Raw genomic sequence first — 24,808 nt, 5'->3', positions numbered from 1 at the left:
GTCGCCCAACCAATGGGGATGAACCGACTGAATGATGGTCAGCACGAGACCACCCGTCGAAAGGATACCGCTAGATGATTTTTTGGTGTCCATGGCCCATTGTCGCCTGCCCATTCCTTGTGCGTCAAGTTCGTTATTGCCGTAATTTTACGTTTGGATTGAGCGTCTTAGCGGAGAAATGAAAAAGAGGAGCTTGACAGGCCAGGTCGATTCGTTCAGCGGCTCACGGCGACCGTGGTTCTGTTCGGTCACTGAATGGGGTTGGGCTAGCGGGAACATTTGTGATCCGCGTGATCGTGCAAAGACAACTGCAGGTCCCTCGACTTCGCTCGGGATGACATACCTTGTGGAAGGCGTGGTGGATGACATGCCTTTGGGGAAGGCATTGGGGTAATAACAGGATCGGAAGTAAGCGGTGGCCCGGTCAGGAATTTGCTGGCGAGGGTTTGCCGGGCTTGATCTGGATTTCATTGACGACGCGCTGAACCTGGGGGATTTTCTTCGCAAGGTCCTCGGCTTGTTTACGATCTCGCACTGTATTGACGGAGCCTTTCAATGTGAGGGTGCCATTGTAGGCAGAGTACTCGATCTTTTGTTTTCGCAGCGCGGGGTCGGACTGGAGCGTTGCCTTGAAGTGATCTTCGATAGCGCTGTCAAGCTGGGCGGTCTGTACCGCTGCCTTTTCTTCCCCTTCCAGTCCGGCACTGTCGACTTTGATGTGGTCGACGATGGAATAGCCGGGCGCGGCTTGCTGTGCGAGCTGGTCTGCGCGCTGCTTGCGGTCGTCAGCACCTACGATGCCACTGAGGGTGATGACTCCGGCCTGGCGGTCCTCAGAGACTGTGACACTGCGCAGGTCATTCTGATCGAGCGTGTTGTAGACAGCCAATTTGACTTCGGGATGGTTGCCGCTCCTGCAACCGGCGGTTGCGAGAGTTGCGCCGAGCAGTGCGATGGAAGCAACGAGCGAAGCAGGGCTAATACCAAAGCGAAACATGGGAATCACCTCGGCTAACACAGGATGGGATGCAATGCGAAGTTGGTCTGGTTGTTCGCTTTCCGGCATCGCAAAGTGCCCGATCGCCGAATTGCAACCATTAGGGTTCAAGACGATTTGGAGAATTGGAACGGTCGACACGCGGCAGGTTCGTGGGTTTCAGAATGTATGTCCTATGAATATAGGAGTTTTACTTGTACTATAAACATAGGAGCTTTCAGGCGGCACATTTGTCGCATGGTTCGAAAACACATCGCGAAAGGAGAGACCGGTTGACAAGAATCCATTGGAGACTTTTAGGTGCCGGTCTGCTTCTGTTTAGCGGGTTCACGTTTTTGCGCGGGCAGCAAACGCCGCCAGTGATGTCGCCCGGGCAGACTTCAAACGCGCCAGCTACGGCGACCCAATCTACCGAAGTTCCGATTCAAACTCCCGGCGAGATCTATAAAGATGCGATGCACCCCCTGGACATAGTGCGGGGGTCGCTGGACAACTGGTCAGACGCGGAGCTGGGCGCGCTGACCGTGGGAATGCACAAGGCGAAAGAAGCCTGCGATGCGACGAAGCCGGACGACTATTCGGGAGATGATCTGTACGATTTGGCGCGGCTCTGCGCACTCGGCCAGGACTGGAATGCCGCGAACACCGCGGCCCTCGCGTATGTAGCGAGCCATCTCGAGACGCATCGAGCACAGGCGTATGCGATGAGCGTGAACGCGCTGGTGCACATCGGCGCGATTGACCTGGCGGTGCAGACCGCGCGTGAGATGCTGCGGCTGCCGTATGACGCCGAGGTAGCATACGCTGTGCGCTACATGAAGGAGCAGTTGGAGCAGACGTCGAATCCGCTGGCTGTGGAACTGGCCACTGAGGAACATCCGGACCTTGTCGCAGCGCTGGCGCGGAATGTGCCGTTGAAGGCCGCGCATGGAGACGCAGTGATAAGTGTGGGCGCACTGTACGAATCGGCAATGGATCTGGCGTTTCTGGATCGCTATCGCGGTGATGACGACGCCGCTCAAGTTGCGGCTGCCGATGCGCAAAGCGCACTGAAAGCGACAGCAGTACTGACGGCGGAAGACAAGCAGCGGATCGACGCGGTGAACATGCGCTATGGTCTGCTGGGAGCACGATTGCCGAGTGTAAAGGTGCTGCGGGCGATGGAGTCGCCCTCGGCAAAGGCGGTGATCGATACGCACTTTGCTTCGGCGACGGTGCTTGTGCTGTTTCCAGACTGGTGCGGCGGGTGCAGAAAGATGATGAAGACGCTGACCGAATTTGCGAAGGTGAACAAAGACACGCCGATCCATGCTTACGGGCTTGTCTTTGCTGACGAATCGGTGATTCCGGTTCAGTCTGCGCACGAGGAGATCTTGAAGGAACTGCGCGGGACGGCAACGCTGGTAGTTCTCGATACTACGCCGCAGATGTTGGGAGCGACGGACTATCCGCTGGGGATTGTTCTCGATCGAACGGGACGGATTCGGTTTATTGGGGCGCTGCCGGGGGAAGCGTTTAATGGCGGCGGGTATGTCGAGAAGGCCATTGAGCGGATGGTCGCGGTAGAAACGAAGAGTGAGGCGGGACGGAATTGAACTAGCTTCGCGAGAGTCGAGAACCGTTGTTCTGCAATTTGTTATTGACTGGTTGGAGTGCCAGCTGCCCTCTTCCCGACCTTCCGGGGTCAGATCGCTCTCTTTGCTCGCATCAATGATCGCAGATTGCTGAATTGGTGGGTTCTGAGGTGAACTGTCGCCAACTGGAAACTGAGAGGAATATGGGCAGCGGGAAAAGAAGCAACTGCAGGTTCCTCCGCTCCGCTTCGCTTCGGTCGGAATGACAGCGCGTAGTTGCGGGCGAATAACTGCGCGTCGATGCGGACGAATGACAGCGCGTAGTTGCGGACGAATAACTGCGCGCAGTTCCCTGAGCGGGAGTAAGCGGATCGACTTTTGCAGGCTCTAGTCTTTAGCCGTTGCGGTCGCTTGCTCTTCGTGGAAATGGCGCCAGATGGATTCGGCGGTTTTTGGGGGGACTACGGAGGCGAGGGAGTCGGCGGTAGCTTGCTGCACGTCGCGCAGGCTGCCGAAATGGGTGAGGAGACGCTGACGGGTCTGGCGGCCGACGCCGGGGATGTTGAGCAGTTCGGAGTCGCGGTCGCGCATGGCGCGACGTTTGCGGTGGTAGCCGACGGCGAAACGATGGCTCTCATCGCGGATCATCTGCATGAGGTGGAGCACGGGAGAATGACGATCGAGGACGACGGGCTCGTCTTCGTTTCCGTAGAGGTAGATGACTTCTTCCTTTTTGGCGATGGAGGCGAGCGGTTGTGAGGTGAAGCCGAGGGATTCGAGGGCTTCGGCGGCGGCGTGAAGCTGGCCTAGGCCGCCGTCGATGAGGATGAGGGAGGGCATGGTGGTGGGTTCTTTGTTGGGTTTGGGAGATGGGGCAACCCCGGTCCCCAAAGGCGAGGGACCGGGGGCACCCCCATGTTTCTCATCGGCCTCGTTGGTCTCCGAGGTCTGAGAATCCAGACCAGGGGCACCCGGCGCTTGTGAATGCGTGGAGTTCGAGTTTTCGAGGATGCGGCGGTAGCGGCGGGCGACTACTTCGCGCATGGAGGCGAAGTCGTCTACACCGAGTACGGTCATGACTTTGAATTTGCGGTAGGCAGACTTGTTCATCTTGCCGTCTTCCCATACGACCATGGACGCTACGGTTTCCGCACCCTGGATGTGGGAGATATCGAAGCACTCGATGCGTCTGGGGAGTTCGGGGAGCATGAGGGCATCGGCGAGGGATTCCTGAATGGCCTTGCGCGATGGCTCGAGAACGCGGAAGCGCTGGATGTAGGACTGCTTGGCGTTCTGCCCGGCGAGGTCGATGAGAGAGCGTTTTTCTCCGCGCTGAGGGACGGCGATATCGACGCGGTGACTGATGCGCTCGGTGAGGAGCGCGGCGAGGGACTCGCGATCATCGAAGTCGACCGGGACGAGGATGGAGCGGGGGACGTAATGCTGGTCGATGTAAAGCTGCTTGAGCAGTGCGGAGAAAACGGCTCCGCCATCGAACTTGGGTTCGTTGTTTCCCACCCTTGACTCCATCAAGGATGGGGCACCCAGGTCATTGGTTGTGCTTTTTTCGCTCTCAGCGAGAGTTGTAGGGAGCAGGTCGGGGAGGTCTTCCCAGAAGAATTCTCGGCGGTCTACGATCTTGCCGGCGCGGACGTGGAAGAGATTGATGGCCAGGCTGCCATCCTCGAAGTGGTAGCCAAACACGTCGGCGTCGTCGCTTTGTTCGGCGGTGGCGATGCGTTGCTTCTCCTGGAGCTGGTGGACAGTGGAGAGCTGATCGCGGAGGCGGGCGGCGGCTTCGAATTGTTCTGCCTCAGCTGCGGCCGTCATGCGCGCGGTGAGGGAGCGCTCGAGTTCAGACTGGCGGCCTTCGAGGAAGAGCTGCGCATCGCGAACGGCTTGCTTGTAGATTTCAGGCGTGGTGAGTTCTTCGACGCATGGACCGAGGCAGCGATGGATGTAGTACTGCAGGCAGGCGCGCTGGTGATAGCGCGAGAGATCGACCTTGCAACTGGGAATGAGAAAGCTGCGATGGATGAGTTCGACAACACGGTAGGCGAGGTTGCCGGGAAAGTAAGGGCCGTAATAGGCGGAGCCGTCCTTGCGCAGACGCCGGGTGACGAAGACTTTGGGGAAGAGATCGGCGAGAGTGAGTTTGACGTAGGGGTAGGTCTTGTCGTCGCGGAGCAGGATATTGAAGCGCGGCTTGCGCTGCTTGATGAGGTTGTTTTCGAGGGCGAGGGCTTCGTGCTCGTTGGCGACGAGGATGTAGTCGATGTCGACGGCCTCGCGCATAAGGGAGCCGGTTTTGGCGTTGGCCTGGGAGGCTTCAAGCAGGTAGGAGCGGACACGGGAGCGGAGGTTGTTTGCCTTGCCGACGTAGATGACTTCGCCGTCGGCGTTCTTGTAGAGGTACACGCCGGGCTGGGTGGGGAGGAGACGAATTTTCTCAATGAGATCCATACTGGCAAAGGGACAGGCAACGCGGAACGTAAAGTCCAATTCCTAGGATACTGGGTGCGGCAAACGGGGGTTTCTAGCCGCAGGAAATGCAAAGCTTACCGCACCAAGTAAAAACTACACAGTCAACAGACTTGGCCATTTTTCCACAGACGCTGGGTAGGTTGTGTTGTTTGAGCAAGATAGCGGAATGGCGCCGTTTGGCGGGTGGAATGCAATGTAGAGGGCGACACGAAATGTCGCCGCCCGCCTGGTGGTGGTTAAGAGGGTCAGGCAAAACCGAGGCGGCCAAGAAATGGGGAAACGATGAAAATCTCACATGGAATGCTGATTGCAGCTGCCGTAGCACTTGTAGGCGTGACGGGTTGCGCGACCAAGAACTACGTGAAATCCCAGACAGCGCCGATTATCGACCACACCAATACACTCGACCAGAAGACGGCCGATAACAATCGTGCTCTGCATGAGGCGGATGACCGTGCAACTGCGGGCATCAAGCAGGCGCAAGGCGCGGCCGACACTGCCGCACAGAGCGCGCAGAACGCGACCAAGGATGCAGGCGATGCCGACACGGCAGCGAACGACGCGGTGCACCGTGCGGACTCGTTGGATTCTGTTGTAAAGGGTCTCGACAACTACAAGCAGATGGCCGACGTAACCGTGACGTTTGGCTTTGACAAGGCGATGCTGACGAAGGACGACAAGGATCAGCTGGACAGTTTTGCGGCTCAGCTTGGAAGCGCGAAGAGCTACATCGTTGAAGTGACGGGTGGAACGGACTCGACTGGTTCGGCTGCCTATAACTATGACCTGAGCCAGCGCCGCGCAGACTCAGTGGTGCAGTACCTGGCTGCGAAGTACGGGATTGCCGCACACCGGTTCTACCTGATCGGCATCGGCAAGGATAAGGAAGTGGCCCCGAACACAACGGCAGACGGTCGTAAACAGAATCGCCGCGTGGAAATACAACTGCTGAGCAACATGAGCAATGGTCAGGCTCCTGCGGCAACTTCGCAAGCCGCACCACCGCCCAGCAGCAACTAAGGTTCGTAAAGATTGTTCATAAATTAGGAAGATTAAAGGCGAGAGCCGCAAAGAGCATGTAAAGGCGAAAGCCGATATTTCTAGAAAGATATAGATAACTTAAAGCAGCAAGAATTGCAGGCCATCCAGGGTAATCGCCCGGATGGCCTGATTTCTTTTGTAGCGGAGCCAGCGAGGTTTGGCCGCGCTTCACGCGTGTTCGCGGAGTTAAAGCAGGTCAGGTTCGATGCCAACTTCAGGCGTTCATCGCGCTCCGGATTCGAGCTGCCGGACGTGCTCGGCTCGGACCTGGACTGCGGTGAACAGGGCGAAGAAGGGAGCCCCGGCCGCGGCGGCTTCGACGGCGGGACGGCCGTGGGCTTCTTCGCGCTCGACGATGCAGACGACAGCGGCAACGATCATGCCGGCCTCGCGGGCCGCTTCGATGGCGTTGATGGTGGAGGCGCCGGTGGTGCAGACGTCGTCGACGATCACGACACGGGCACCTTCGCGACAGAAGCCCTCGATGCGGCGGCCGGTGCCATGCGTCTTTTCAGCTTTGCGGACGAGGAAGCCGTGGAGCAAGGGTGCGCCGGGGTGCTGCTGCGCGCGCCATGCGCTGGCAGTGGCGACGTTGGAGACGATGGGATCGGCGCCCATGGTGAGTCCGCCGACGGCCTGCGCATCGATGTGATTCTCTTCCAGAAGTTCAAGCACGGAGTGCCCTGTGAGGCGGCCGCCTTCGGCGTGGAGGGTGGTGGTGCGGCAGTCAATGTAGTAGTCGCTCGTGCCGCCGGAAGAGAGCTTGAACTGACCGAGTTTGAAACTGGTGCGGGCGAGGAGGGAGAGGAGTTGCTGGGAGTGGGTGGGCATCAATGCGATTGTAAAGGCGGGGATCGCTAGCACATAGCGACTTGCTCCGAGCGTTGAACAGGGGAGAAGTTCTTCAACAAGAGCAGAAATGCAAAAGCAGATTCTTCGCTCACCACCCCCAAACTGAAAAACGTTTGGGGCCCCTTTCGCTCAAAATGGCACCGCTCGTTAGGGACAGAGGTTGAAGCTCGCATATCACATTTTGTCGAGGTGTTTGAAGCCGCCGGTGCCGAGGAGCATGAAGGAGAAGAGCATGAAGTTGTAGCAGGCGTGGACCAATGTGCTGGCGGCGAGGGAGCGGGTGTAGAGGCGGACGGAGCAGAGGATAAGGCTGACGAAGATCAGCAGGAGAAACGGTCCAAGTGACCAACCGGTTTGCGCACCGTGCATGAGGGCGAAAGGGATGCTCGTGAGCACAGAACCGACGACCATTGCGGATAGCGACCATTCCGGGTTGTCAAATTCGTCGACTGAACGCTTTGCGGCGCCAGTGAAGTGTTCGACGGTCCGGTCGTACGCGGTGCAGAGGGATGGAAGCAGAAAGCCGCGGAAGGCCATCTCTTCAAAGAAGGGGGCGAGCGTGACCCCGAAGGCGAAGAGAATCCAGGCGGCTCCAGGCGCCTTGAAGAGCTGGTCGATGGGCGCGTTGGTGGGGCCAGGCATCAGGATGCCATTGATCATGGCGACGAAGAAGCAGAGGACCGCTGCGCTGATGAGTCGCGCGGTGCGGTGGAGCGCGGCTGCGCCGTGCCAGTGAATTCCTTCGAAGTAGGGCTTGCGCCAGAGGATGGGAAAGACGACGAGGCATCCGATGAAGGTGATGATGTACTGCGCGGCCTGGCTGCCGAGCGCGTAGCGATAATCGGTAGCAGCTTGCGTGAGGCTGGTGACGCCGAAGAGGTGAAAGTGCAGGGCGAGCGGCACGAGCATCATGGTGCCGATCAGGCCGAAGATGGCAAGCAGGCCGAGTAAGGCGAGGTGCCCGAGGTGCGGGATGCGCTCTTCGCGGTAAATGGGAGGAGGCGCGGAGACGGTGAAGAGCGGTCCGCGGGGGACTTCTTCAGCCGTGGGCGGAGGCGCGAAGACTGGCGTCGCGAGTTCGCTTTGCTGCGTGGCAGCTTCTGGTTCATTAGTCCATTCGGCGGGTGGCGCGGGAGTGTTTTCGGGCGCGAGAGGATCGATTGAAGCCGCCTCGGCAGGTTCATCCGCGGGCGATTCTTCTGGCGCGTGGGGAAGCGGCTCGGGGAATATGCTCATGCACGCACCGGTTTCTTGATCAGGGATTTTTTTGCTGGCCGGGACGGTTTCGGGTATGCATCTGGCCGCAATGGTTGGGTCGAATTTGCAAGAGCAACTGCAGGTCCTTCGACTCCCGTTGGTCGCTCAGGATGACGGCCGTTGGATGTGGAACCCTCCCAGGTCTCAGAGGCGAGACCTGGGGCACCCAGTTTGGCGGCGCCCGATGTGTTCCGTGAAGGGATCTCTGCGAGCTTGCCGTTGTGGGAGGCGTAGTAGCGAGCGAGGAATTCTCCGGTGAAGGAACCGGGGGTCTTTGCGATTTTGGAGGGACGGCCTTCGCCAACGATGCGGCCACCATCTTCTCCGCCTTCGGGGCCGAGGTCGAGGATCCAGTCGGCATTGCGGATTACGTCGAGATTGTGCTCGATGATGATGATGGAGTTCCCCAGGTCGGTGAGGCGGTGCAGGACTTCGAGGAGCTTGCGCACGTCGTCGAAGTGGAGGCCTGTGGTGGGCTCGTCGAGCAGGTAGAGGGTGCGGCCTGTCTGGCGCTTGGAAAGCTCGCGGGCCAGCTTCATGCGCTGGGCCTCGCCGCCGGAAAGCGTGGTGGCGCTTTGTCCGAGATGCACGTAACCGAGGCCTACGTCGACGAGGGTCTGCAGCTTCTGGCGGACGGTAGGCACATCAACGAGCACAGTGAGCGCGTCTTCAATGGTGAGTTCGAGGATGTCGGCAATGGAGTAGCCGTGGAACTTTACGGCGAGGGTCTCCTGGTTGTAACGGCGCCCGTTGCACACCTCGCACTGTACGTAGACGTCGGGCATGAAGTTCATCTCGATGCGGCGCTGACCGTCGCCTTGGCAGGCTTCGCAGCGGCCCCCGGCGACGTTGAAGCTGAAGCGACCGGGCTTGTAGCCGCGCTCGCGTGCTTCAGGGAGCCACGCGAAAAGATCGCGGATGGGCGAAAAGACCTGCGTGTACGTCGCGGGATTGGAACGCGGCGTGCGGCCGATGGGGGCCTGGTCAATGCGAATGACCTTGTCGATCTGGTCGGCGCCTTCAAGCGACTCGTGCACGCCGGGTTCTTCGCGCGATCCGTAGAGGGCCTTGGCGAGTGAGCGGTAGAGGATGTCGTTGATGAGGGTACTTTTTCCGCTGCCGCTGACGCCGGTGACGACGGTCATGACGCCAAGGGGAACGCGGATGGTGAGGTCCTGGAGATTGTGTTCGCGCGCGCCGTTGACGGTGATCCATTTCCCGGTGAGGGGGCGCGGCTCAGCGCGATGAAGAATGCCGGTAGCACCGGAGAGGTATTTGCCGGTGAGGGATTCGGGGCAGGCCATGATGTCGGCGGGTGTGCCCTGGGCGACAACATAACCGCCGAGACGGCCTGCGCCGGGGCCGAGGTCGAGGACGTAGTCGGCATGGCGGATGGTTTCTTCGTCGTGCTCAACGACCAGGACGGTGTTGCCGAGGTCGCGCAGGCGTACGAGGGCCTCGATAAGGCGGGAGTTGTCGCGCTGGTGGAGCCCGATGGAAGGCTCATCGAGCACATAGAGGACTCCGCGAAGGCGGGAGCCGATCTGCGTGGCGAGACGAATACGCTGGCCTTCTCCGCCGGAGAGGGTGGCGGCATTGCGATTGAGCGAAAGGTAGTTGAGGCCGACGGCGCAGAGGAATTCGAGGCGCTCGATTATTTCGCGGCGGATGCGGTCGGCGACGAGGGCTTCACGCGCGGTGAAGTTGAGCTCATAGGCCGCGGAGAGCGCACGGTTCAGCGGCAACGATGTGAAGTCGGCGATGGAGAGGCCGTTGATTTTGACAGCCAGCGACTCGGGGCGCAGGCGCTTTCCGCGACAGGCGGGGCAGGGCGTGGCCGACATGAAGGTCATCATGTACTCGCGGTAGCCATCGCTGCGGGCTTCGTCGATGGTGTCGCGCAGGTAGTTAAGGATGCCGTGGAAGCCGGTGCGGGGAGCTTCGCCCTTGGGCGGTCCGTAGACGAGGATGTGCTGCTGCTTAGGCGGCAGGTCTTCGAAGGGCTTTTTGAGGTCGATGCTGTAGCGTTCGGCGGCAAGGTTGACGAGGCGCAGCAGGTATTGCGAGGCGGAGCCGGGGCCGAGGCCACCATCGAGCAGGGGCTTGGACCAGTCGGTGATGACCTTGGCGGGATCGAGATCGTAGAGCGAGCCGAGGCCGTGGCACTCTGGGCAAGCGCCGAAGGTCGAGTTGAAGCTGAAACTGCGGGGTTCGAGCTTGGGAACGTCGAGGCCACAGTCGGGACAGGCCATGGAACTCGAGAAGATTTGTTCTTCACTATTGGCAAAGCCGATGAGTACGAGGCCGTTAGCGAGCTGGAGTGCTTTCGTGATGGCGGCTTCGAGGCGCTTTTCTACGGAGGGCTTGCCTGTTTGTGGTTCTTGCTTTCCCACCCTTGGCTTCGCCGAAGATAGGGCAGCCCGCCTCATCCCATCCCCGGTCTCAGAATCGAGACCGGGGGCACCCGCCACTGTCGGGCTTTCAACGACCGTTGGCTTCAGGAGGATGCGGTCGACGATGGCTTCGATAGCGTGGTTCTTGCGCTTGTCTAGAGATGGAGGTTCGGAGAGGTCCACGATTTCGCCGTCGACGCGGGCGCGAAAGCCTTGCTGATCAAGCTGATCGAGCAAATCCTTAAACTCGCCCTTGCGGCCTCGGACGATCGGGGCCATCACGGTCACCCGCTCACCGGTGCCGAGTTGCAGGATGCGCTGAACGATCTGCTCTGCTGTCTGGCGGGTGATGGGGCGGCCGCAGTTGGGGCAATGGGGGGTGCCCACCGAGGCGTAGAGGAGGCGGAGGTAGTCGTAGATCTCTGTGATGGTGCCGACGGTCGAGCGCGGGCTGCGGCTGGTGGTCTTCTGCTCGATGGAGATAGCGGGACTGAGCCCTTCAATGGAATCGACGTCGGGGCGTTCTATCTGATCTAAGAACTGGCGGGCGTAGGCGGAGAGCGTTTCAACGTAGCGACGCTGGCCCTCTGCGTAGATGGTGTCGAAGGCAAGGGAACTCTTGCCGGAGCCGGAGAGTCCGGTGACCACGGTCAACGTGTTGCGGGGGATGCGCACGTTGATGTCGCGCAGGTTATGCTGGCGCGCCCCACGCACCGAAATGTGAGTAATTGACATGGTCAGGCAATCGAGATGGTGGGTGCCCTGGAGTCGGCCCTGCGCTTGGATGTTACGCAAGGGACCCCGCTATGGACCTTCGTTATGTCGCCCGGTCCGAAATTACGTACGTACTGGGGGTATTCTATTTGGCAATAGAAACAAGGGTCAACGAAACAAGTTTTCTGAGACAATTCTTGAGACAAAGCTGCAGCATTCGGCGAGAATCGCCGGGCATGCATCAAAGAACAATAAGGAACTTTCCCCAGCAATTTTTGACGGGGGTCTTAAAAGATGGCAGACGTAATTAATTTAGTGATGCTGGTTTGCGCCGCAGTCGGAGCCATGGCATTTGGCGTTCTTACCGCATATGGAGTTTTTCGTGTCGGGTTTGCGCTGATGCGTCCGCGGACAGCCCGGGTGGCCATCAAGGTACGAACTCAGCTGGCGCAGGAATAATTTACAGTTTCGCTCTCAAGATAGAAACGCCGTGGCGCGAACCCTTAGTGATGCGCATTCATGCCCTTGCGGGTCAAACATTAACGTAACTTCTCTTGTCGCACAGGCGGCCGACGCTAGCTATTCCTGCGGATTCGGCTGTTGTTGTTGCTGCTGCTGCTCCTGAATCTGTTGCTGCTGCAGAATCTGGCGCTGCTGCATTTCCTCCATTACTTGCTGCGGAGTACGGACGGGGCCGCCGGGGCCTCCAGGTCCAAAGCCGGGCCTTATATTGTTTTGCGTCTGCGGAGCCTGCACGGGGGGCGGGGGCTGCTCTTCAGGCTGCTCAGGAACGTCTTCGTCGCTCTCCTGCTGGGGGCGATTCATGGCACTTGGCTGCGCGCCGTTGGGGCTTGTCTGGCGCGGACTGAGCACGACTTCGCGCGGGGCGTCATGGCCGAGGTCTCCGGCGAGAAGCACGTTGTATCCGGAGCCCTGCAGAAGTTGCGAGAGCACGTCGCGCGCCTTGCCGGGACCGTAGTCGCCGTAGATGCGCTGGTCGGCGTTCAAACCTTCCACTTTTGTCCCCGTCTCAGTAGAGACCTCGCCGAGAATTTGTTGAAGGCTGGAGTTGGAGGCATTGATGCGCAGGCCGGTGGCATCCCAGACAACGGAGGCCGGGATGGGCTTGTCGTTGATCGGCCAGTCCGGCATCGGGGGCGGAGGCGATGTTTGCGCTACGGGAGCAGGCTCCTGCTTTTTCGATTGCCGGTGAGAGGTCGTTCGCTGCGGGTGTGCAGGCTCGGATTTCGATGTTGCGGTAGCGGCCGCGGGTTGAGACGCAGACTGCGCAGCAACGGGCGCGCCGCAAAGCAGGTTACCGGCGAAGATTGCACTGGCGAGCATTGCATAAGGCAATCGGGGTGATGAAGAGAAACGTGATTGCAGCAGGGCGAATGTTCGCATGGGGATTCTGTTCCTCGAGGCTGTGCGGCCCGGGTCGGGAGGTTTTCGCACCACCCCTCTGGATTAGACTATCAGTGGCCGTGGAACGCTCATAGAGTTTTTGCTGCGTCTTTCGCAGTTGGCGCACCCAGGCGGCGAAACTCCTGGAACCAGGCGTTTTGCCGAGTTGCCAGAGTGGCGAGTTTGGCGACGCTCCGGTTACGAAACAGGTTGTGCAGTAGAGAGGAAAAGCAAGAGATGTGCTTCTGCCGGAGAAGTTTCATTGCCGCGATTTTGATGATGGTCCCAGCGTCGGGATTTGCCGCAAGTTGCACAACACAGGCGGCCTTACCGCCCGACGTTCGTGGCACCCTGGCGTCAATGGGCGAGCAGTTGTCGGATGCAGTGCTACGGCAGGACACGAGCGCAATGCAGAGCGTTTTGCTTCCAGCCATATCGGGACAATGGGATGGAATTCGTGACGCAATCGAGGGTGCTGCGCCGCTTGTGAAGGGTGGCAAGGCCCAATTGCGGAATATGTATCTGCTGGACGCAAGCTCGCTGATAGCGCCATCGGACACGCAGTTCTTCTGTTCGAATGCAAATGGATCAATGACGGTCACGATCAGCATGCAGGCGTTGCCGCCGGGGAAATATGCGTTGATTCTTTCGGACGCTGCCGGGGCAGCGCTGGCGGGGCAGATGGGATTCGTGCTGGTTTGGGATACAACCGGGATTCCGGGATGGAAGCTGGGTGGATTTTCGGCGCGGCAGGGCGACTTTGGTGGCCATGACGCGGTGTGGTACTGGACGCGGGCGCGCGAACTGGCGCAGGGCAATCTGCCGTGGGCCGCATGGTACACGTACGAAACGGCACGCTACCTCGAACTTCCCGTGGATTTCGTTTCCTCGCCGAACCTGGACAAACTGGTGCAGGAGCAGGCGCAGATCAAGGGCGGCCCCAGCCAGGACACTTTCCCCTATTCGGTGACGAGCGGCGACCGGACGTGGAAGATCGATGGTGTGCGGCTGGATGCTTCACTGCGCGAGCCCGACCTTGGTGTCTCGTATGAATCGACGGGCTCGACGGATCCGGCGGTGCTGCGAACCGAAGCGATCGCCGTGCTGGGGGCGCTGCTGAAGGCGCAGCCGGGGTTGCGCGAGAATTTTCACGGGATGTGGGCGTATGCGTCGACCAACGGCAAAGTGACGCCGGTGATGGAACTGCCGATGGGGCAGATACCTTAAAGAAGTGAACAGTGGACAGTGATTAGGGATCAGATGTGGACAGTGAATAAGTGATCGTGAATAAGTGACGAGTGGACAGTGAACAGAATTGGAACCAGGAGTTGGGTTTGGCTGAGTTGATTGATTTGCGGTCGGATACGGTTACGCGGCCTACGCCGGAGATGCGGATGGCCATGGCGGCGGCCGAAGTGGGCGATGACGTTTATGGCGAGGATCCCACCGTCAACCTGCTGGAGAAGCGGGCCGCGGAAATCTTCGGGCGCGAGGACGCACTATTTGTGCCAACGGGCACGATGGGAAACCAGATCGCCATTCGGCTTTTGACACAGCCGGGGCAGGAAGTGATCTGCGAATCGCGCTCGCACATTCTCGATTGGGAGATGGCGACGACAGCGGTCTTTTCCGGATGCCTGGTGCGCGCGGTGCCGACGGAGCGTGGAACGCTGACATGGGCGGACATCGAACCGGTGATTTACAAGCGCGGAGCGTTTCGCGCGGCGACGGGACTGATCGAGATTGAGAACACGGCCAATCTGACCGGCGGGCGTTGCACGTCACTCGTGGTGATGGAAGAGATCTGGGCGAACGCGAAGGAGCGAAAGCTCCCGGTACATCTGGATGGAGCGCGGATTTTCAATGCTTCGACAGCTCTCGGCGTGGATGTGAAGACGCTGACCCGCGGGTTCGACACCATCATGTTCTGCCTGTCGAAGGGCCTATGCGCGCCGGTGGGGTCGATGCTGGTGGGTTCGGCAGAGATGATGGAGCAGGCGCGGATCTTTCGTAAGGCGCTGGGCGGGGGCATGCGCCAGGTGGGTGTGCTGGCTGCAGCGGGATTAATTGCGCTGGAGAAGATGCCGGCGCGATTGCACGAGGATCATGCCAATGCGCGGTTGCTGGCAGAAGCACTGTCGCACATGGAGTGCGTCGAGATCGATCTGGATGCGGTGGAGACAAACATCGTGATCTTCAAACTCAAAGGCGGCCTGAGCGCGTCGGAACTGGTTGCGCGGCTCAAGGCCCGCGGAGTGTTAATAAGCACGGTAGGACCAAATGCGATCCGGGCTGTGACCCATCACGACGTGAGCCGAAACGATTGCATTGCGGCCATTGAAGCTCTCGGCGCCGAGGTCGAAGTGGCTGCCTGAGATTTGGCTTCGTGCTTATTTTTCAAATTTCCCCGGCGTGCCCGTTGAAATTCCTCGGGGGTTAAAACTCATCTTCTTTTTGGCTCCTTCGGCGCGACTGAAAGACGTGGCCTGACGCAAAGTAGACTTTTTGAGAGTAATGCGAGGTGGTTTTTTCTTCAGGAAATCGCCACTTGGGCACATGCATTCGGTTTTACACCAATTCCGAAACTGGTACAGTCTCGCCAACAGGTGACAGGGCAACACGGGCAGAAACGTGCTGCAAATAAACACTCTTCGAAGGGTTGACGGAAATTGCCTGTTCAGGGCGCGTTGACAAACGTTGTTCGAGGCATCGCGCGGTTACTTTTGGTACACAACTTTTTTGCAGAACTCATGTTGTAATCAGCAACGAGCCGGAGATGCTGTCTGGAGGTCCGGCAATTTCTGATTGCTTAAGGAGTTGACTTGTGAAGAAGATTGCACTGGCAGCTTTGCTTGCCATCACTTTGCTTCCTGCCGCTTCATACGCGCAGGTTTATGTCCGCGTCGGTCCCCCCGCGCCGATTGTGGAGCATCGTCCGGTCGCTCCGGGACACGGATATGTCTGGATTGGCGGCTATCACCGCTGGGATGGGGGCCGGTATGTCTGGGTTCCCGGGCGCTGGGACCGTCCGCCTCGTGAACACGCGGTTTGGGTTCCCCATCGCTGGGTTCACCGGCATGGCGGCTGGGTGCTGGTTGAAGGCCACTGGCGCTAGACGCAATTTGTTTTGAGAAAGGGCGGGACTTCGGTCCCGCTTTTTCTATCCCTCGTTATGCTGGAACTCCATGCGCATCGTCGAAGCGTTGGGATCTTCAGGCGAGGTTCCGGGCTCGCTTAGGGGCAGGACTTCCACTCGGTTGCGGCCCAGAAGCTTGGCGCGATAGAGAGCGCGATCGGCGTTGGAGATCAGCTGCTCGAGCGGCAGGTCGTGTGCCGATTGGAGCGAAGCAATGCCAATACTGAGACTCACTCTTCCAGTTCCTGCCTGAAATTCGCGTCCGCTGAAGTAAGCGCGCAGTTCTTCGGCCAGTGCGGAAGCTACCTGCGGGGAGACGTTAACCAGCAGCACCGCGAATTCGTCTCCACCGAAGCGGGAGCAATGGCTGCCGGGGACTCTCGATACAAGATCTTCGAGCTTCTTCGCCAGAACGACGAGTACTCGGTCGCCATGCAGATGGCCGTGGCTGTCGTTCGCCTGCTTGAAGCGGTCAATATCCATCAGGAGGACAGAGAGATTTTCGCGAGCGGCCGCGGTCTGCATCTTGCCGTAGACTCCGGCGAGCGAACGACGGTTCCCGATGCCGGTAAGAGGGTCGCGCGTGGCCAGGCCCTCGAGATGCTCATTACGGGTTTCGAGGGATGCCTTCTCTTTGACACCCTGAGCCTGCAGCAACACAGTGCGCGCGACGTAACAGACGAGGGATAAGGAGACGGCGGACGCAGCCAGAGGAAGCGAGATACGCAGAACCAGGAGGCCGAGCATGAGGTTGACGAACGTGAGAAACGAAGGCATGAGATTGCGCACGGTGACACTGGGGGGACGAATCGGCGCGATCTCGGGAGCCTCAGCTTTCACCGAATGGTCGGTGTAAAGCAGGTAGAGTGCGAAGCCGGCAAGGAGTGTGGGCCCGGGGACATCCCAGAGGCCGCAATTGACGTGGTGCAGCCATGTGTAACAAACCTGGTTTGCGAGGAAGAACGAGATGAAACGAAGACCCAGGAAGCATGAAAGGGTTTGAAGCAACTTCATCTCGGCGCGGGACGCGGCTCCCAGGCAGGCGACGACCGCGACAAGGAACAAAAAGAGCGCCACGATCTGGCCGATGACGAGGTGGAAGATGTTGAAGTGATCGCGCGTGACGGGTGAGTAGATGAGATTGAAGCGAAGTATGGTGAACAAAAGCGCCTGGGACACATCCGCGATGACAATGGACTTGGCGGCTCCTGAACAGAAGAGCACGGCCGCCAACATGTACAAGGCCTCGCTGGCGTTGAAGCTGGCAGTTTGGAACCACCGTGCGGGCCCGGTGCTGAAGATGGCCTGGGTGAAGGAAGGCAAATAGCCGAGGGCCGCAGCAAACGCGCCCGCAGAGATGAACGACCAGCGGACGTAAAGCGTGGGTTGGGCTGAACGCGCGCGCGTCCAGAAAGCCAAAGCGCATCCGAACAAAACCAGCGAGAGAGTGAGATAGCCGAAGCCTGACGCACGTACCGTGTCGGCGCCGGCGACTGCCGCGTGTGTGGAGCAGGTGAGCATGGCAGCGAGTGTCGCGAAGACTAGAAGGATCGTCCTCCGCGACAATCTTTGACCGGCGATTCCGCAATCCGTCGCAATGAGCGCGGTTGGGACTGCGTTCGACTCGATGGAATCCTTCATAGCTGGCACGATGGAACGGAGAAGCTTTCGAAAAACTGCAATAACGGGGAATGTGGTTCTTTTGAAGAAACTTTAACGTACTCAGGCGATACAGAAAGTAGCACGAAAGAAGTAGGAGGGGCGGACAAAGCGGTGCGTCGCGGGTCATCGCAACACAAGGGATATGAACCAAATAGTGCATTGTCAGGACCGTCAGGATTTGGGTGGTTCCGAGATCTGCGCGAAGTGAACGAAGACCGGTGATTACTTCGAGAGAGTAATGATGCGGTTTTCGGCGCCAGGTCGAGGCGAAGTGAACTCAGTTTGACAGGGCAGAGTTACACATAGCGGCCAACATGAAATCGGCGTAGATGAAGCCGTCGCGGTTGACGATTTCTCCGGGACTAAGGGCGATGGGACGCGAGAACATGGGGCCGTCGTAGACACAGGAGTGAAACTCACCGCGCTCACCGCATGGGTCGATAGTTGCAGGCAGATCGCGAAGCAGTGCGGAGTCGAAGTCGCGACCTGCAAATGAGGGATCGAGCTGACGAGAATCGACGCAAACCAGCTTTGCGCAGAGGCCGCCGGAGATCATCGAGCTGGCCAGTTCGGCCGTCGGAATGTCCCAGAGCGGAAACATCGGTTCGATGCCGGTGTTCTGGAGTTGCTTTTCACGGTAGTCGCGGACATCGCGAAGAAACAGGTCGCCAAAGGCAATAGCGTCGATATTCTCACTGGTAGCGCGAAGGCAAACTTCGGCCATGCGACGTTCGTATTCCTCGTTCGAACACGGCCAGGGGAGCGGAACTTTCCAGAGCGGGAGGTCGGCAGCGGAGGCCTGGGCTTCGAGGATCGCACTGCGGGTTCCGTGCATGGCGACGCGGTCGAATTCAGAATTGATGGTGGTGAGGAGACCGGCGATCTCGATGCCGGATTGCTGCCTGAGCAGATGGAGGGCCCACGCACAGTCTTTACCGCTGCTCCAGGAGATGAGGATTCGTTTCATTGACGATCTCATTTTGACGACGCCGCTGCCGAAAAGTCTCAGAGCGTCTTTCGGTAGACGACGAAGCCGGATTTCTCCGCAACCTTGTCATAGAGCTTCATCGCGGTTGCATTCGTTTCGTGAGTCAGCCAGTAGACGCGACCGCAGCCGGCGTCAGTGGCGATTCGATAGACTTCGTTAATCAGCGCGCGGCCAACGCCTTTGCCGCGGGCGGCCTCGACTGTGAAAAGGTCCTGCAGGTAGCACGTGGGCGCAATGGAAATTGTGCTGCGATGGTAGAGGTAGTGCACGAGGCCGACTATTTTTCCAGCATGCTCGGCGACCAGTGCATGAACGGGTTCGTAACTATCGAAGAAACGGGACCAGGTGCTGTTGGTGATCGCGTCGGGCAGAGCGGTCGCGTCCTTGCGGCCATAGAAGGCGTTGTAACCGTCCCAGAGGGGTTTCCATTGGTCGAAATCGGATTCTTGCACGGGACGGATGAGAAGGTCAGGTGTCAATTTGTTTCTCCGATTCGGATCTACGGTAGCTATTGGAAGTGAAAAAGCAGATTCTTCGCTCACCACCCCCGAACTGAAAGACGTTCGGGACCCCGTTCACTCAGAATGACACGGCTCATTGGGGAAGAGTGCACATCAAAGAATGACATCCCTAATAACGGGAAGAATCCACATAAAAGAATGACAGCCAACGTCCGCCGTGAACTGCACTGCCAGACTAGCTGATCTCGATGACATCGCTGCTGGCTGCCGCAGCGGCATCGGCACGCTCCATGAGCTTTTGAGCTATTCCGTAGAACTCCGCGGCTTGTGGGCTTTTCGGACCTGCCAGGGCTACGGGGAGTCCGCGATCTCCGCCTTCACGAATGGAAGGGATGAGTTCAATGGAGCCAAGGAAGGGAACCTTGAATTGCGCCGCAGTGCGCTCGGCGCCGCCCTTGGAGAAGATATCAATTTCGTGGTGACAGTGCGGACAAGTGAAGTGGCTCATGTTTTCGACGATGCCGAGGACTTCGACATTGACCTGTGCGAACATCTCGAGTGCTTTGCGCGCGTCCTGGAGGCTGACGTCGCTGGGCGTGGAGACGACGACGGCGCCGGTAAGCGGGACAGTTTGCACGAGCGAGATGACAACGTCACCGGTGCCCGGAGGCAGATCGACGATGAGATAATCGAGCTCACCCCAGTCGACCTGCTGCAGAAACTGGCGGATGATCTGGTGCAGCATCGGTCCGCGCATGACGAGGGGCTTGTCGCCCGGAGAGATGTAGCCGATGGAGATGGTTTTGATGCCGTGCGTGTCGTTGGGCTGGATCTGGTTATCGGCGCCGACGCGCGGAGATTGCGTTGACCCCATCATGAGCGGGACGTTGGGTCCGTAGATGTCGGCGTCAATGAGCCCAACACGCTGCCCGAGCCTGGAGAGCGCGATAGCGAGGTTGACAGCGACAGTGGTTTTGCCTACGCCGCCTTTTCCGGAACCGATGGCGACGATCTTTGATACTCCGGGGAGAGCTACAGGCTGAGGCGTGGCGTGTCCGTGGGCCATAGTTGCGATTACTCCTTGAACAGGTTCGTACTCAATAGTCAGGCTGTGGCGCTGCTTGTGTTGCGCGTCTCGCGCTTGCGACGGGCTGATTCGGATTCGCGGTGCTCGCGGCGGCGGAGAGCGTCGTTGAAACGGCGGATTTCGTCGGGTGTTTCGGGCTGTGCCTGGGGAACATGCTGGCGTCTGCCGTGCTCGTCGATCGCAACGAAGACAAGATATGCGCTGGCAACGTGAAGATGGGTGCCGGTTTGCGGATCCTCAACCCAGACCTTGACGCCGACCTCGACCGACGTATTGAAAGCACGATTGACGCTGGACTTGAGAATGAGCAAATCGCCGACGTGCACCGGCTGAATGAAGTCGATGTGATCCATGGCGGCGGTTACGACGTGGGTGCGCGAGTGGCGATAGGCGGCGATGGCGCCGGTGAGATCGATAAAGTGCATGAGGCGTCCGCCGAGCAGGTTGCCGAGCGTGTTGGCGTCGTTGGGGAGGATAACCTCTGTCATTTCGGACTGCGTGCTGGCAACGGTACGCACATGCGGGCTGGCTTCAGCGGTACTCATCTTTTTGACTTGCTCCATCGTTCGGTTGCAGGGCCTTCAGCGAGAGTTCAGGCTACAATGACAGCACAAGCGAACTTCTGTGCCGAAGCACCAGATTCCAGTTTCGGCAATCCACGCCAATTACGCAAATCGCCTTGGTGCAGAAATCCCCCATTATGAGCACAACGGACAAAATTGCAGGACTGAAAGAGATTCTCGCCCTTGACCCGAAGAATGCCTTCGCGCGATACGGCATCGCCATGGAACTGGCAAATCGCGGCGAAGTGGATGCAGCGCTGAAGGAATTCGATGTCCTGATCGAGCAGAATCCTGACTATACGGCGGCCTATTTCATGTCGGCGCAAACGCTGGCGAAGGCGGCCAGGAATGCAGAGGCTGTGGAGAAGCTGAGGTCGGGGATCGCTTGCGCCGCGAGGACCGGCAACCGTCATGCTCTCAGCGAGATGCAGGGGATGATGGACGAACTGGACCAATAGGCCTTTTGCTCGATTGCGGCGTGAATGCGCAACCGCAAATTCTCGTCCATGATGAGTAACGAATAAGTGCGCCGCTCCAAATAAAGGCGCGTCTATACTATTAGTATGTCGAAGTATTCAATTGTCGTCCCTTTCCACAATGAAGAGGAAAATGTAACCGTTCTATATGCCCGCCTGAAGCAAGTAATGGAGCAAGTCGGCGAGAGTTTTGAACTAGTGCTCGTTGATGACGGCTCCAGCGACAAGACCTACAAACTTCTCGAAGAGATTGCCGCGGTGGATAGCCGGGTGCTGGTGGTAAAGTTACGCCGCAACTTTGGACAGACGTCGGCTCTGGCGGCGGGATTTGATCACGCTTCGGGCGATTTCATCCTGGCGATGGATGGCGATCTGCAGCACGATCCGAACGAGATTCCGAACTTCCTGGAAAAGCTGGAAGAGGGCTACGACGTGGTGTCGGGCTGGCGCAAGGAGCGCATCGACAACTTCGTGATGCGGCGGATTCCTTCGCGCTGTGCGAACTGGCTGATGGCGAAGCTTTCCGGCGTGGACATTCACGATTTCGGCACGACGTTCAAGGCATACCGTCATGAAGTGATCCAGAACATTCCGCTGTATGGCGAGATGCACCGATTCATTCCCGCGCTGGCGAGCTGGTATGGCGCGTCGATCTGCGAGATTCCGATCAAGAACGTGCACCGCGAGCGCGGCAAGAGCCACTACGGCATCGGACGCACCTTCCGCGTGTTTTTCGATCTGCTGACGATTCGGTTTCTGTTGAAATACATGAGTCGGCCGCTGCATTTCTTTGGCAGCTTTGGCGCGCTGGGAATTCTAGCGGGCAGCTTTATTTCGGCATTGCTGCTGGGAATGAAGATCGTGAATCCGCATCAGAACGTGATGGACGTGCATGGTCCGTTGTTTGTGATTGCGGGCGTGCTGATCCTGGCGGGCATCCAGATGCTGGCGATCGGGTTGCTGGGAGAGCTGCAAGTGCGGCACTTCCATACGTCTCAACAGCGCGCGCCATACACGGTCGATCGCATCGTGCGATTGAGAACGCCGGAAGAGCCGAGCATTTTGTCGGACCGGCGGGATGACAGGTTTTAGAGGCAGGGGACCCGGAACCAGGAACCAGGGACTAGGGAATAGAGACGCAAGAGCCCCGCGAGAAACGATCCTCGCGGGGTTTTTATTTGCAGCGAAAAAGCACGGATCAGGGAACAGGAAGTAAATTGACGAGCGGTCTGTGCAAATGGAATTGCCCGAAGAAATACGCTGCTTGCAGTTTCCGGGGTGTATTCTTGCGCATGTATGAACGCTATTCAGATCCAGAGTACGGGTGGGCCTGAGGTTCTTCAGCTCGCCGAGTTGCCGATTCCTGTGCCAGGACCGGGGCAGGTGCTGATTCGGGTTGAAGCGATCGGCGTAAATTTCATCGAGATTTATTTTCGCAAGGGAACCTACAAGGCGACGTTGCCGCTGACACCGGGCAGCGAGGCTGCGGGAACGATTGAAGAATTGGGTTCGGGCGTCACGGGATTCAAGCTCGGCGATGCGGTCGCTTCTTGCGGCGTGCTGGGCAGCTATGCGGAGTATGCGCTGGTGCCGGCGTCGCAACTGGTCAAGGTGCCCGATGGTCTGACTCCGGAACAGGCGGCTGCAGCAATGCTGCAGGGGATGACGGCACATTATCTTGCGACGTCCACGTATCCACTCAAGGCTGGAGAAACGGCGCTGGTGCATGCAGGCGCGGGCGGCGTAGGACTGCTGCTGACACAGATGGCTTCCCGGATCGGTGCGCGGGTGATCACCACCGTGTCGACGAAGGAGAAGGCCGAATTGTCGCGCGAGGCCGGGGCGGCGGAAGTGATTCTCTACACCGACCAGGATTTTGTCGCAGAGGTGAAAAAGATTACAGGCGGCAAGGGCGTGGATGTGGTGTATGACTCAGTTGGCAAGACCACGTTTGAAGGGAGCTTGAATTGCCTGCGGCCTCGCGGCCTGCTGGCGCTCTTTGGCGGATCAAGCGGCCCGGTACCGCCGTTCGACTTGATTCAGCTGAGCGGTAAGGGATCTCTATTTGTAACGCGGCCGACATTGTGGCACTACGTGGCGACGCGCCAGGAACTGGAGTCGCGCGCGAGTGAGGTGCTTGGCTGGGTGGCGAAGGGCGATCTGAAACTGCGGATGGAGCATATGTTTCCCCTGGCCGAAGCAGGGCAGGCGCAGCAAGAAATGGAAGAGCGGAAGACGACGGGGAAAATTCTGCTGGAACCTTAAGAACAGTGAACAGTGGACAGTGAGCAGTGAGCAGTGAGCAGTGGACAATGATCAGTAAAACCTTGGAGTGGTTCGTTGGGGAAGATTGCGATCGGGCCCGGGGATCGGGTGTTTGTGTTGACGGGGGCCGGAATCAGCGCGGAGAGCGGCCTGCCTACGTTTCGTGCTTCGGATGGGTTGTGGGCCGGGCATCGCGTCGAGGATGTGTGCACACCGGAGGCGCTTGAACTGAACCCCGCGCTGGTGTGGCAGTTCTACTCCGAGCGGCGTGAGCAAGGCGCGAAGGCTGAGCCGAACCCCGCGCATATGGCGCTCGCCGAGCTCGAAGCGAAATTGAGAGACCGGTTTTTTCTCTGCACTCAAAATGTAGATGATTTGCACGAGCGCGCCGGGTCGAAGCAGCTGGTGCATATGCACGGCGAGCTAGCCAAGTCACGCTGCGAGGATGAGTGTGGACGGCCACCGGTGACAGATCACACCGTGTACAAGAGCCTGGACGAAGTAGGGCGCTGCGCGTGCGGGGCGCGGCTGCGACCTCATATTGTTTTCTTCGGAGAGATTCCACTGGAGATGAACCGGATTCAGCAGGAGATCACGCGCGCGACGCTGATGGTAGTCGTGGGGACGTCGGGGTCTGTCTACCCGGCAGCGAATTTTGTGCACTGGGCGCGGCAGGGTGGGGCGCGGACTGTATATATCGGACCGGAGCCGCCCTTGAACGCGCACGCGTTTACGAATGTGGTGGAGGGCAACGCGGGAGAAGTTTTGCCTGGGCTGTTCGAAGTAACACCTGATCTGTGCAACTAATTCCGGCTAAGGCGCTGCGATGAAATATCCTCTCGGGCGTTACGTCTATGGCTTGGCGGCCATTGGTTCCGGTATCTGTGCCTTGACGTGGCATGATCTGAGCGCGCTTGGGGCCATTCCTCACCGGACATTTTTTGTCTACGTCGCGGGCATTGTCGAAATCCTTGGAGGCATTGCAGTTCAATGGCCGAGGGCAGCGCGAGCCGGCGCTGCCGCATTGGGAACTGTCTACCTCGTCTTCGCCCTACTTGGGGTGCCGTTCATTTTGAAGCATCCGCTCGTTTACAACGGGTATGGCAACTTCTTCGAGCAATTTTCATTCGTGTCGGGAGCTTTGATTCTCTATGCGTTTCCCGGGACCGCCGGAATTTCTCGAAATGCAGGTCTGGCGAAGATGGGGTATTACTTTTTCTCCATTTGCCTTGTCTCGTTCGCGCTGGAGCAGCTTTTCTATCTTTCCGCGACGGCAAGTCTTGTTCCGAAATGGATTCCGCCTGGACAAATGTGGCAATAACGAACTTGACGCACAAGGAATGGGCAGGCGACAATGGGCCATGGACACCAAAAAATCATCTAGCGGTATCCTTTCGACGGGTGGTCTCGTGCTGACCATCATTCAGTCGGTTCATCCCCATTGGTTGGGCGAC

22 protein-coding genes are annotated in these 24,808 nt (G+C 58.8%); 11 read left to right on the top strand and 11 right to left on the bottom strand.

What is annotated here, in order from left to right; all coding sequences use genetic code 11:
• Positions 1 to 424: 424 nt before the first annotated feature.
• A complete protein-coding gene (locus VK574_RS21785; protein WP_472801990.1) occupies positions 425 to 997 on the bottom strand; it encodes a BON domain-containing protein in 573 nt (190 codons plus the stop codon).
• A 272-nt stretch (positions 998 to 1,269) separates the two neighbouring features.
• Between VK574_RS21785 and VK574_RS21780 the strand changes: the two genes are divergently transcribed.
• Positions 1,270 to 2,592 carry a TlpA family protein disulfide reductase gene (locus VK574_RS21780; RefSeq protein WP_472801989.1) on the top strand — a complete coding sequence of 441 codons (1,323 nt, stop codon included), beginning with the start codon at positions 1,270 to 1,272 and terminating at the stop codon, positions 2,590 to 2,592.
• 366 nt (positions 2,593 to 2,958) lie between these two features.
• On the opposite strand, the gene uvrC is transcribed toward VK574_RS21780, so the two are convergent.
• Positions 2,959 to 5,034 carry an excinuclease ABC subunit UvrC gene (gene uvrC, locus VK574_RS21775; RefSeq protein ID WP_472801992.1) on the bottom strand — a complete coding sequence of 692 codons (2,076 nt, stop codon included), beginning with the start codon at positions 5,032 to 5,034 and terminating at the stop codon, positions 2,959 to 2,961.
• A gap of 303 nt (positions 5,035 to 5,337) precedes the next feature.
• Between uvrC and VK574_RS21770 the strand changes: the two genes are divergently transcribed.
• Positions 5,338 to 6,075, top strand: a complete 738-nt coding sequence (locus VK574_RS21770) for an OmpA family protein (protein WP_472801988.1) — start codon at positions 5,338 to 5,340, stop codon at positions 6,073 to 6,075.
• 243 nt (positions 6,076 to 6,318) lie between these two features.
• Here VK574_RS21770 and pyrE read toward each other — a convergent pair whose 3' ends face one another.
• The 3 genes from pyrE to uvrA form a co-directional block, all read right to left on the bottom strand.
• Positions 6,319 to 6,960 carry an orotate phosphoribosyltransferase gene (pyrE, locus tag VK574_RS21765; protein ID WP_472801987.1) on the bottom strand — a complete coding sequence of 214 codons (642 nt, stop codon included), beginning with the start codon at positions 6,958 to 6,960 and terminating at the stop codon, positions 6,319 to 6,321.
• Between the two features lie 162 nt (positions 6,961 to 7,122).
• Positions 7,123 to 8,184: a lysostaphin resistance A-like protein gene (locus VK574_RS21760; RefSeq protein ID WP_472801986.1), complete on the bottom strand. Its 1,062-nt coding sequence runs from the start codon at positions 8,182 to 8,184 to the stop codon at positions 7,123 to 7,125.
• The gene (uvrA, locus tag VK574_RS21755; protein ID WP_472801985.1) at positions 8,181 to 11,333 is read right to left on the bottom strand and encodes an excinuclease ABC subunit UvrA; all 3,153 of its coding nucleotides are present in this window, start codon (positions 11,331 to 11,333) and stop codon (positions 8,181 to 8,183) included. The genes VK574_RS21760 and uvrA overlap by 4 nt, the downstream gene beginning before the upstream one ends.
• A 273-nt stretch (positions 11,334 to 11,606) precedes the next feature.
• Between uvrA and VK574_RS21750 the strand changes: the two genes are divergently transcribed.
• A complete protein-coding gene (locus VK574_RS21750; RefSeq protein WP_472801984.1) occupies positions 11,607 to 11,771 on the top strand; it encodes a hypothetical protein in 165 nt (54 codons plus the stop codon).
• A gap of 120 nt (positions 11,772 to 11,891) precedes the next feature.
• On the opposite strand, the gene VK574_RS21745 is transcribed toward VK574_RS21750, so the two are convergent.
• Positions 11,892 to 12,716: a hypothetical protein gene (locus VK574_RS21745; RefSeq protein ID WP_472801983.1), complete on the bottom strand. Its 825-nt coding sequence runs from the start codon at positions 12,714 to 12,716 to the stop codon at positions 11,892 to 11,894.
• Between the two features lie 276 nt (positions 12,717 to 12,992).
• Between VK574_RS21745 and VK574_RS21740 the strand changes: the two genes are divergently transcribed.
• The 3 genes from VK574_RS21740 to VK574_RS21730 all read left to right on the top strand — a co-directional run bounded on the left by VK574_RS21740 (position 12,993) and on the right by VK574_RS21730 (position 15,831).
• On the top strand, positions 12,993 to 13,943 hold the full coding sequence (locus VK574_RS21740) for a hypothetical protein (RefSeq protein WP_472801982.1): 951 nt from the start codon (positions 12,993 to 12,995) through the stop codon (positions 13,941 to 13,943).
• Between the two features lie 116 nt (positions 13,944 to 14,059).
• The gene (locus tag VK574_RS21735) at positions 14,060 to 15,091 is read left to right on the top strand and encodes a threonine aldolase family protein (RefSeq protein WP_472801991.1); all 1,032 of its coding nucleotides are present in this window, start codon (positions 14,060 to 14,062) and stop codon (positions 15,089 to 15,091) included.
• 449 nt (positions 15,092 to 15,540) lie between these two features.
• The gene (locus VK574_RS21730; protein ID WP_472801981.1) at positions 15,541 to 15,831 is read left to right on the top strand and encodes a YXWGXW repeat-containing protein; all 291 of its coding nucleotides are present in this window, start codon (positions 15,541 to 15,543) and stop codon (positions 15,829 to 15,831) included.
• 45 nt (positions 15,832 to 15,876) lie between these two features.
• On the opposite strand, the gene VK574_RS21725 is transcribed toward VK574_RS21730, so the two are convergent.
• The 5 genes from VK574_RS21725 to VK574_RS21705 form a co-directional block, all read right to left on the bottom strand.
• Entirely contained in the window at positions 15,877 to 17,493 is a 1,617-nt protein-coding gene (locus VK574_RS21725) for a GGDEF domain-containing protein (RefSeq protein ID WP_472801980.1), read from the bottom strand.
• A 298-nt stretch (positions 17,494 to 17,791) separates the two neighbouring features.
• A complete protein-coding gene (locus tag VK574_RS21720) occupies positions 17,792 to 18,481 on the bottom strand; it encodes a Dph6-related ATP pyrophosphatase (protein ID WP_472801979.1) in 690 nt (229 codons plus the stop codon).
• A gap of 38 nt (positions 18,482 to 18,519) precedes the next feature.
• Positions 18,520 to 18,981, bottom strand: coding sequence for a GNAT family N-acetyltransferase (locus tag VK574_RS21715; RefSeq protein WP_472801978.1), 462 nt, complete (start codon positions 18,979 to 18,981; stop codon positions 18,520 to 18,522).
• Positions 18,982 to 19,198: 217 nt separating this feature from the next.
• Entirely contained in the window at positions 19,199 to 20,029 is an 831-nt protein-coding gene (locus VK574_RS21710) for an Mrp/NBP35 family ATP-binding protein (RefSeq protein WP_472801977.1), read from the bottom strand.
• 38 nt (positions 20,030 to 20,067) lie between these two features.
• The gene (locus VK574_RS21705; RefSeq protein WP_472801976.1) at positions 20,068 to 20,595 is read right to left on the bottom strand and encodes an acyl-CoA thioesterase; all 528 of its coding nucleotides are present in this window, start codon (positions 20,593 to 20,595) and stop codon (positions 20,068 to 20,070) included.
• Between the two features lie 155 nt (positions 20,596 to 20,750).
• Here VK574_RS21705 and VK574_RS21700 point away from each other — a divergent pair, with 155 nt between their 5' ends.
• The 5 genes from VK574_RS21700 (at position 20,751) to VK574_RS21680 (ending at position 24,675) form a co-directional block, all read left to right on the top strand.
• The gene (locus VK574_RS21700; RefSeq protein WP_472801975.1) at positions 20,751 to 21,071 is read left to right on the top strand and encodes a tetratricopeptide repeat protein; all 321 of its coding nucleotides are present in this window, start codon (positions 20,751 to 20,753) and stop codon (positions 21,069 to 21,071) included.
• A 105-nt stretch (positions 21,072 to 21,176) separates the two neighbouring features.
• Complete coding sequence (locus VK574_RS21695) at positions 21,177 to 22,181, top strand: glycosyltransferase family 2 protein (protein ID WP_472801974.1); 1,005 nt, start codon at positions 21,177 to 21,179, stop codon at positions 22,179 to 22,181.
• A gap of 204 nt (positions 22,182 to 22,385) precedes the next feature.
• Positions 22,386 to 23,354 (top strand): quinone oxidoreductase family protein, encoded by a 969-nt coding sequence (locus VK574_RS21690; protein ID WP_472801973.1) that lies wholly within the window; start codon positions 22,386 to 22,388, stop codon positions 23,352 to 23,354.
• A 75-nt stretch (positions 23,355 to 23,429) separates the two neighbouring features.
• The gene (locus tag VK574_RS21685) at positions 23,430 to 24,161 is read left to right on the top strand and encodes an SIR2 family NAD-dependent protein deacylase (RefSeq protein WP_472801972.1); all 732 of its coding nucleotides are present in this window, start codon (positions 23,430 to 23,432) and stop codon (positions 24,159 to 24,161) included.
• Between the two features lie 19 nt (positions 24,162 to 24,180).
• The gene (locus VK574_RS21680) at positions 24,181 to 24,675 is read left to right on the top strand and encodes a hypothetical protein (protein WP_472801971.1); all 495 of its coding nucleotides are present in this window, start codon (positions 24,181 to 24,183) and stop codon (positions 24,673 to 24,675) included.
• The last annotated feature ends 133 nt before the right edge of the window (positions 24,676 to 24,808 follow it).

This window comes from Occallatibacter sp., from assembly GCF_035317045.1.
Classification (GTDB): Bacteria; Acidobacteriota; Terriglobia; order Terriglobales; family Acidobacteriaceae; genus Telmatobacter.
This window is presented reverse-complemented; position numbering and strand designations above follow the sequence as displayed.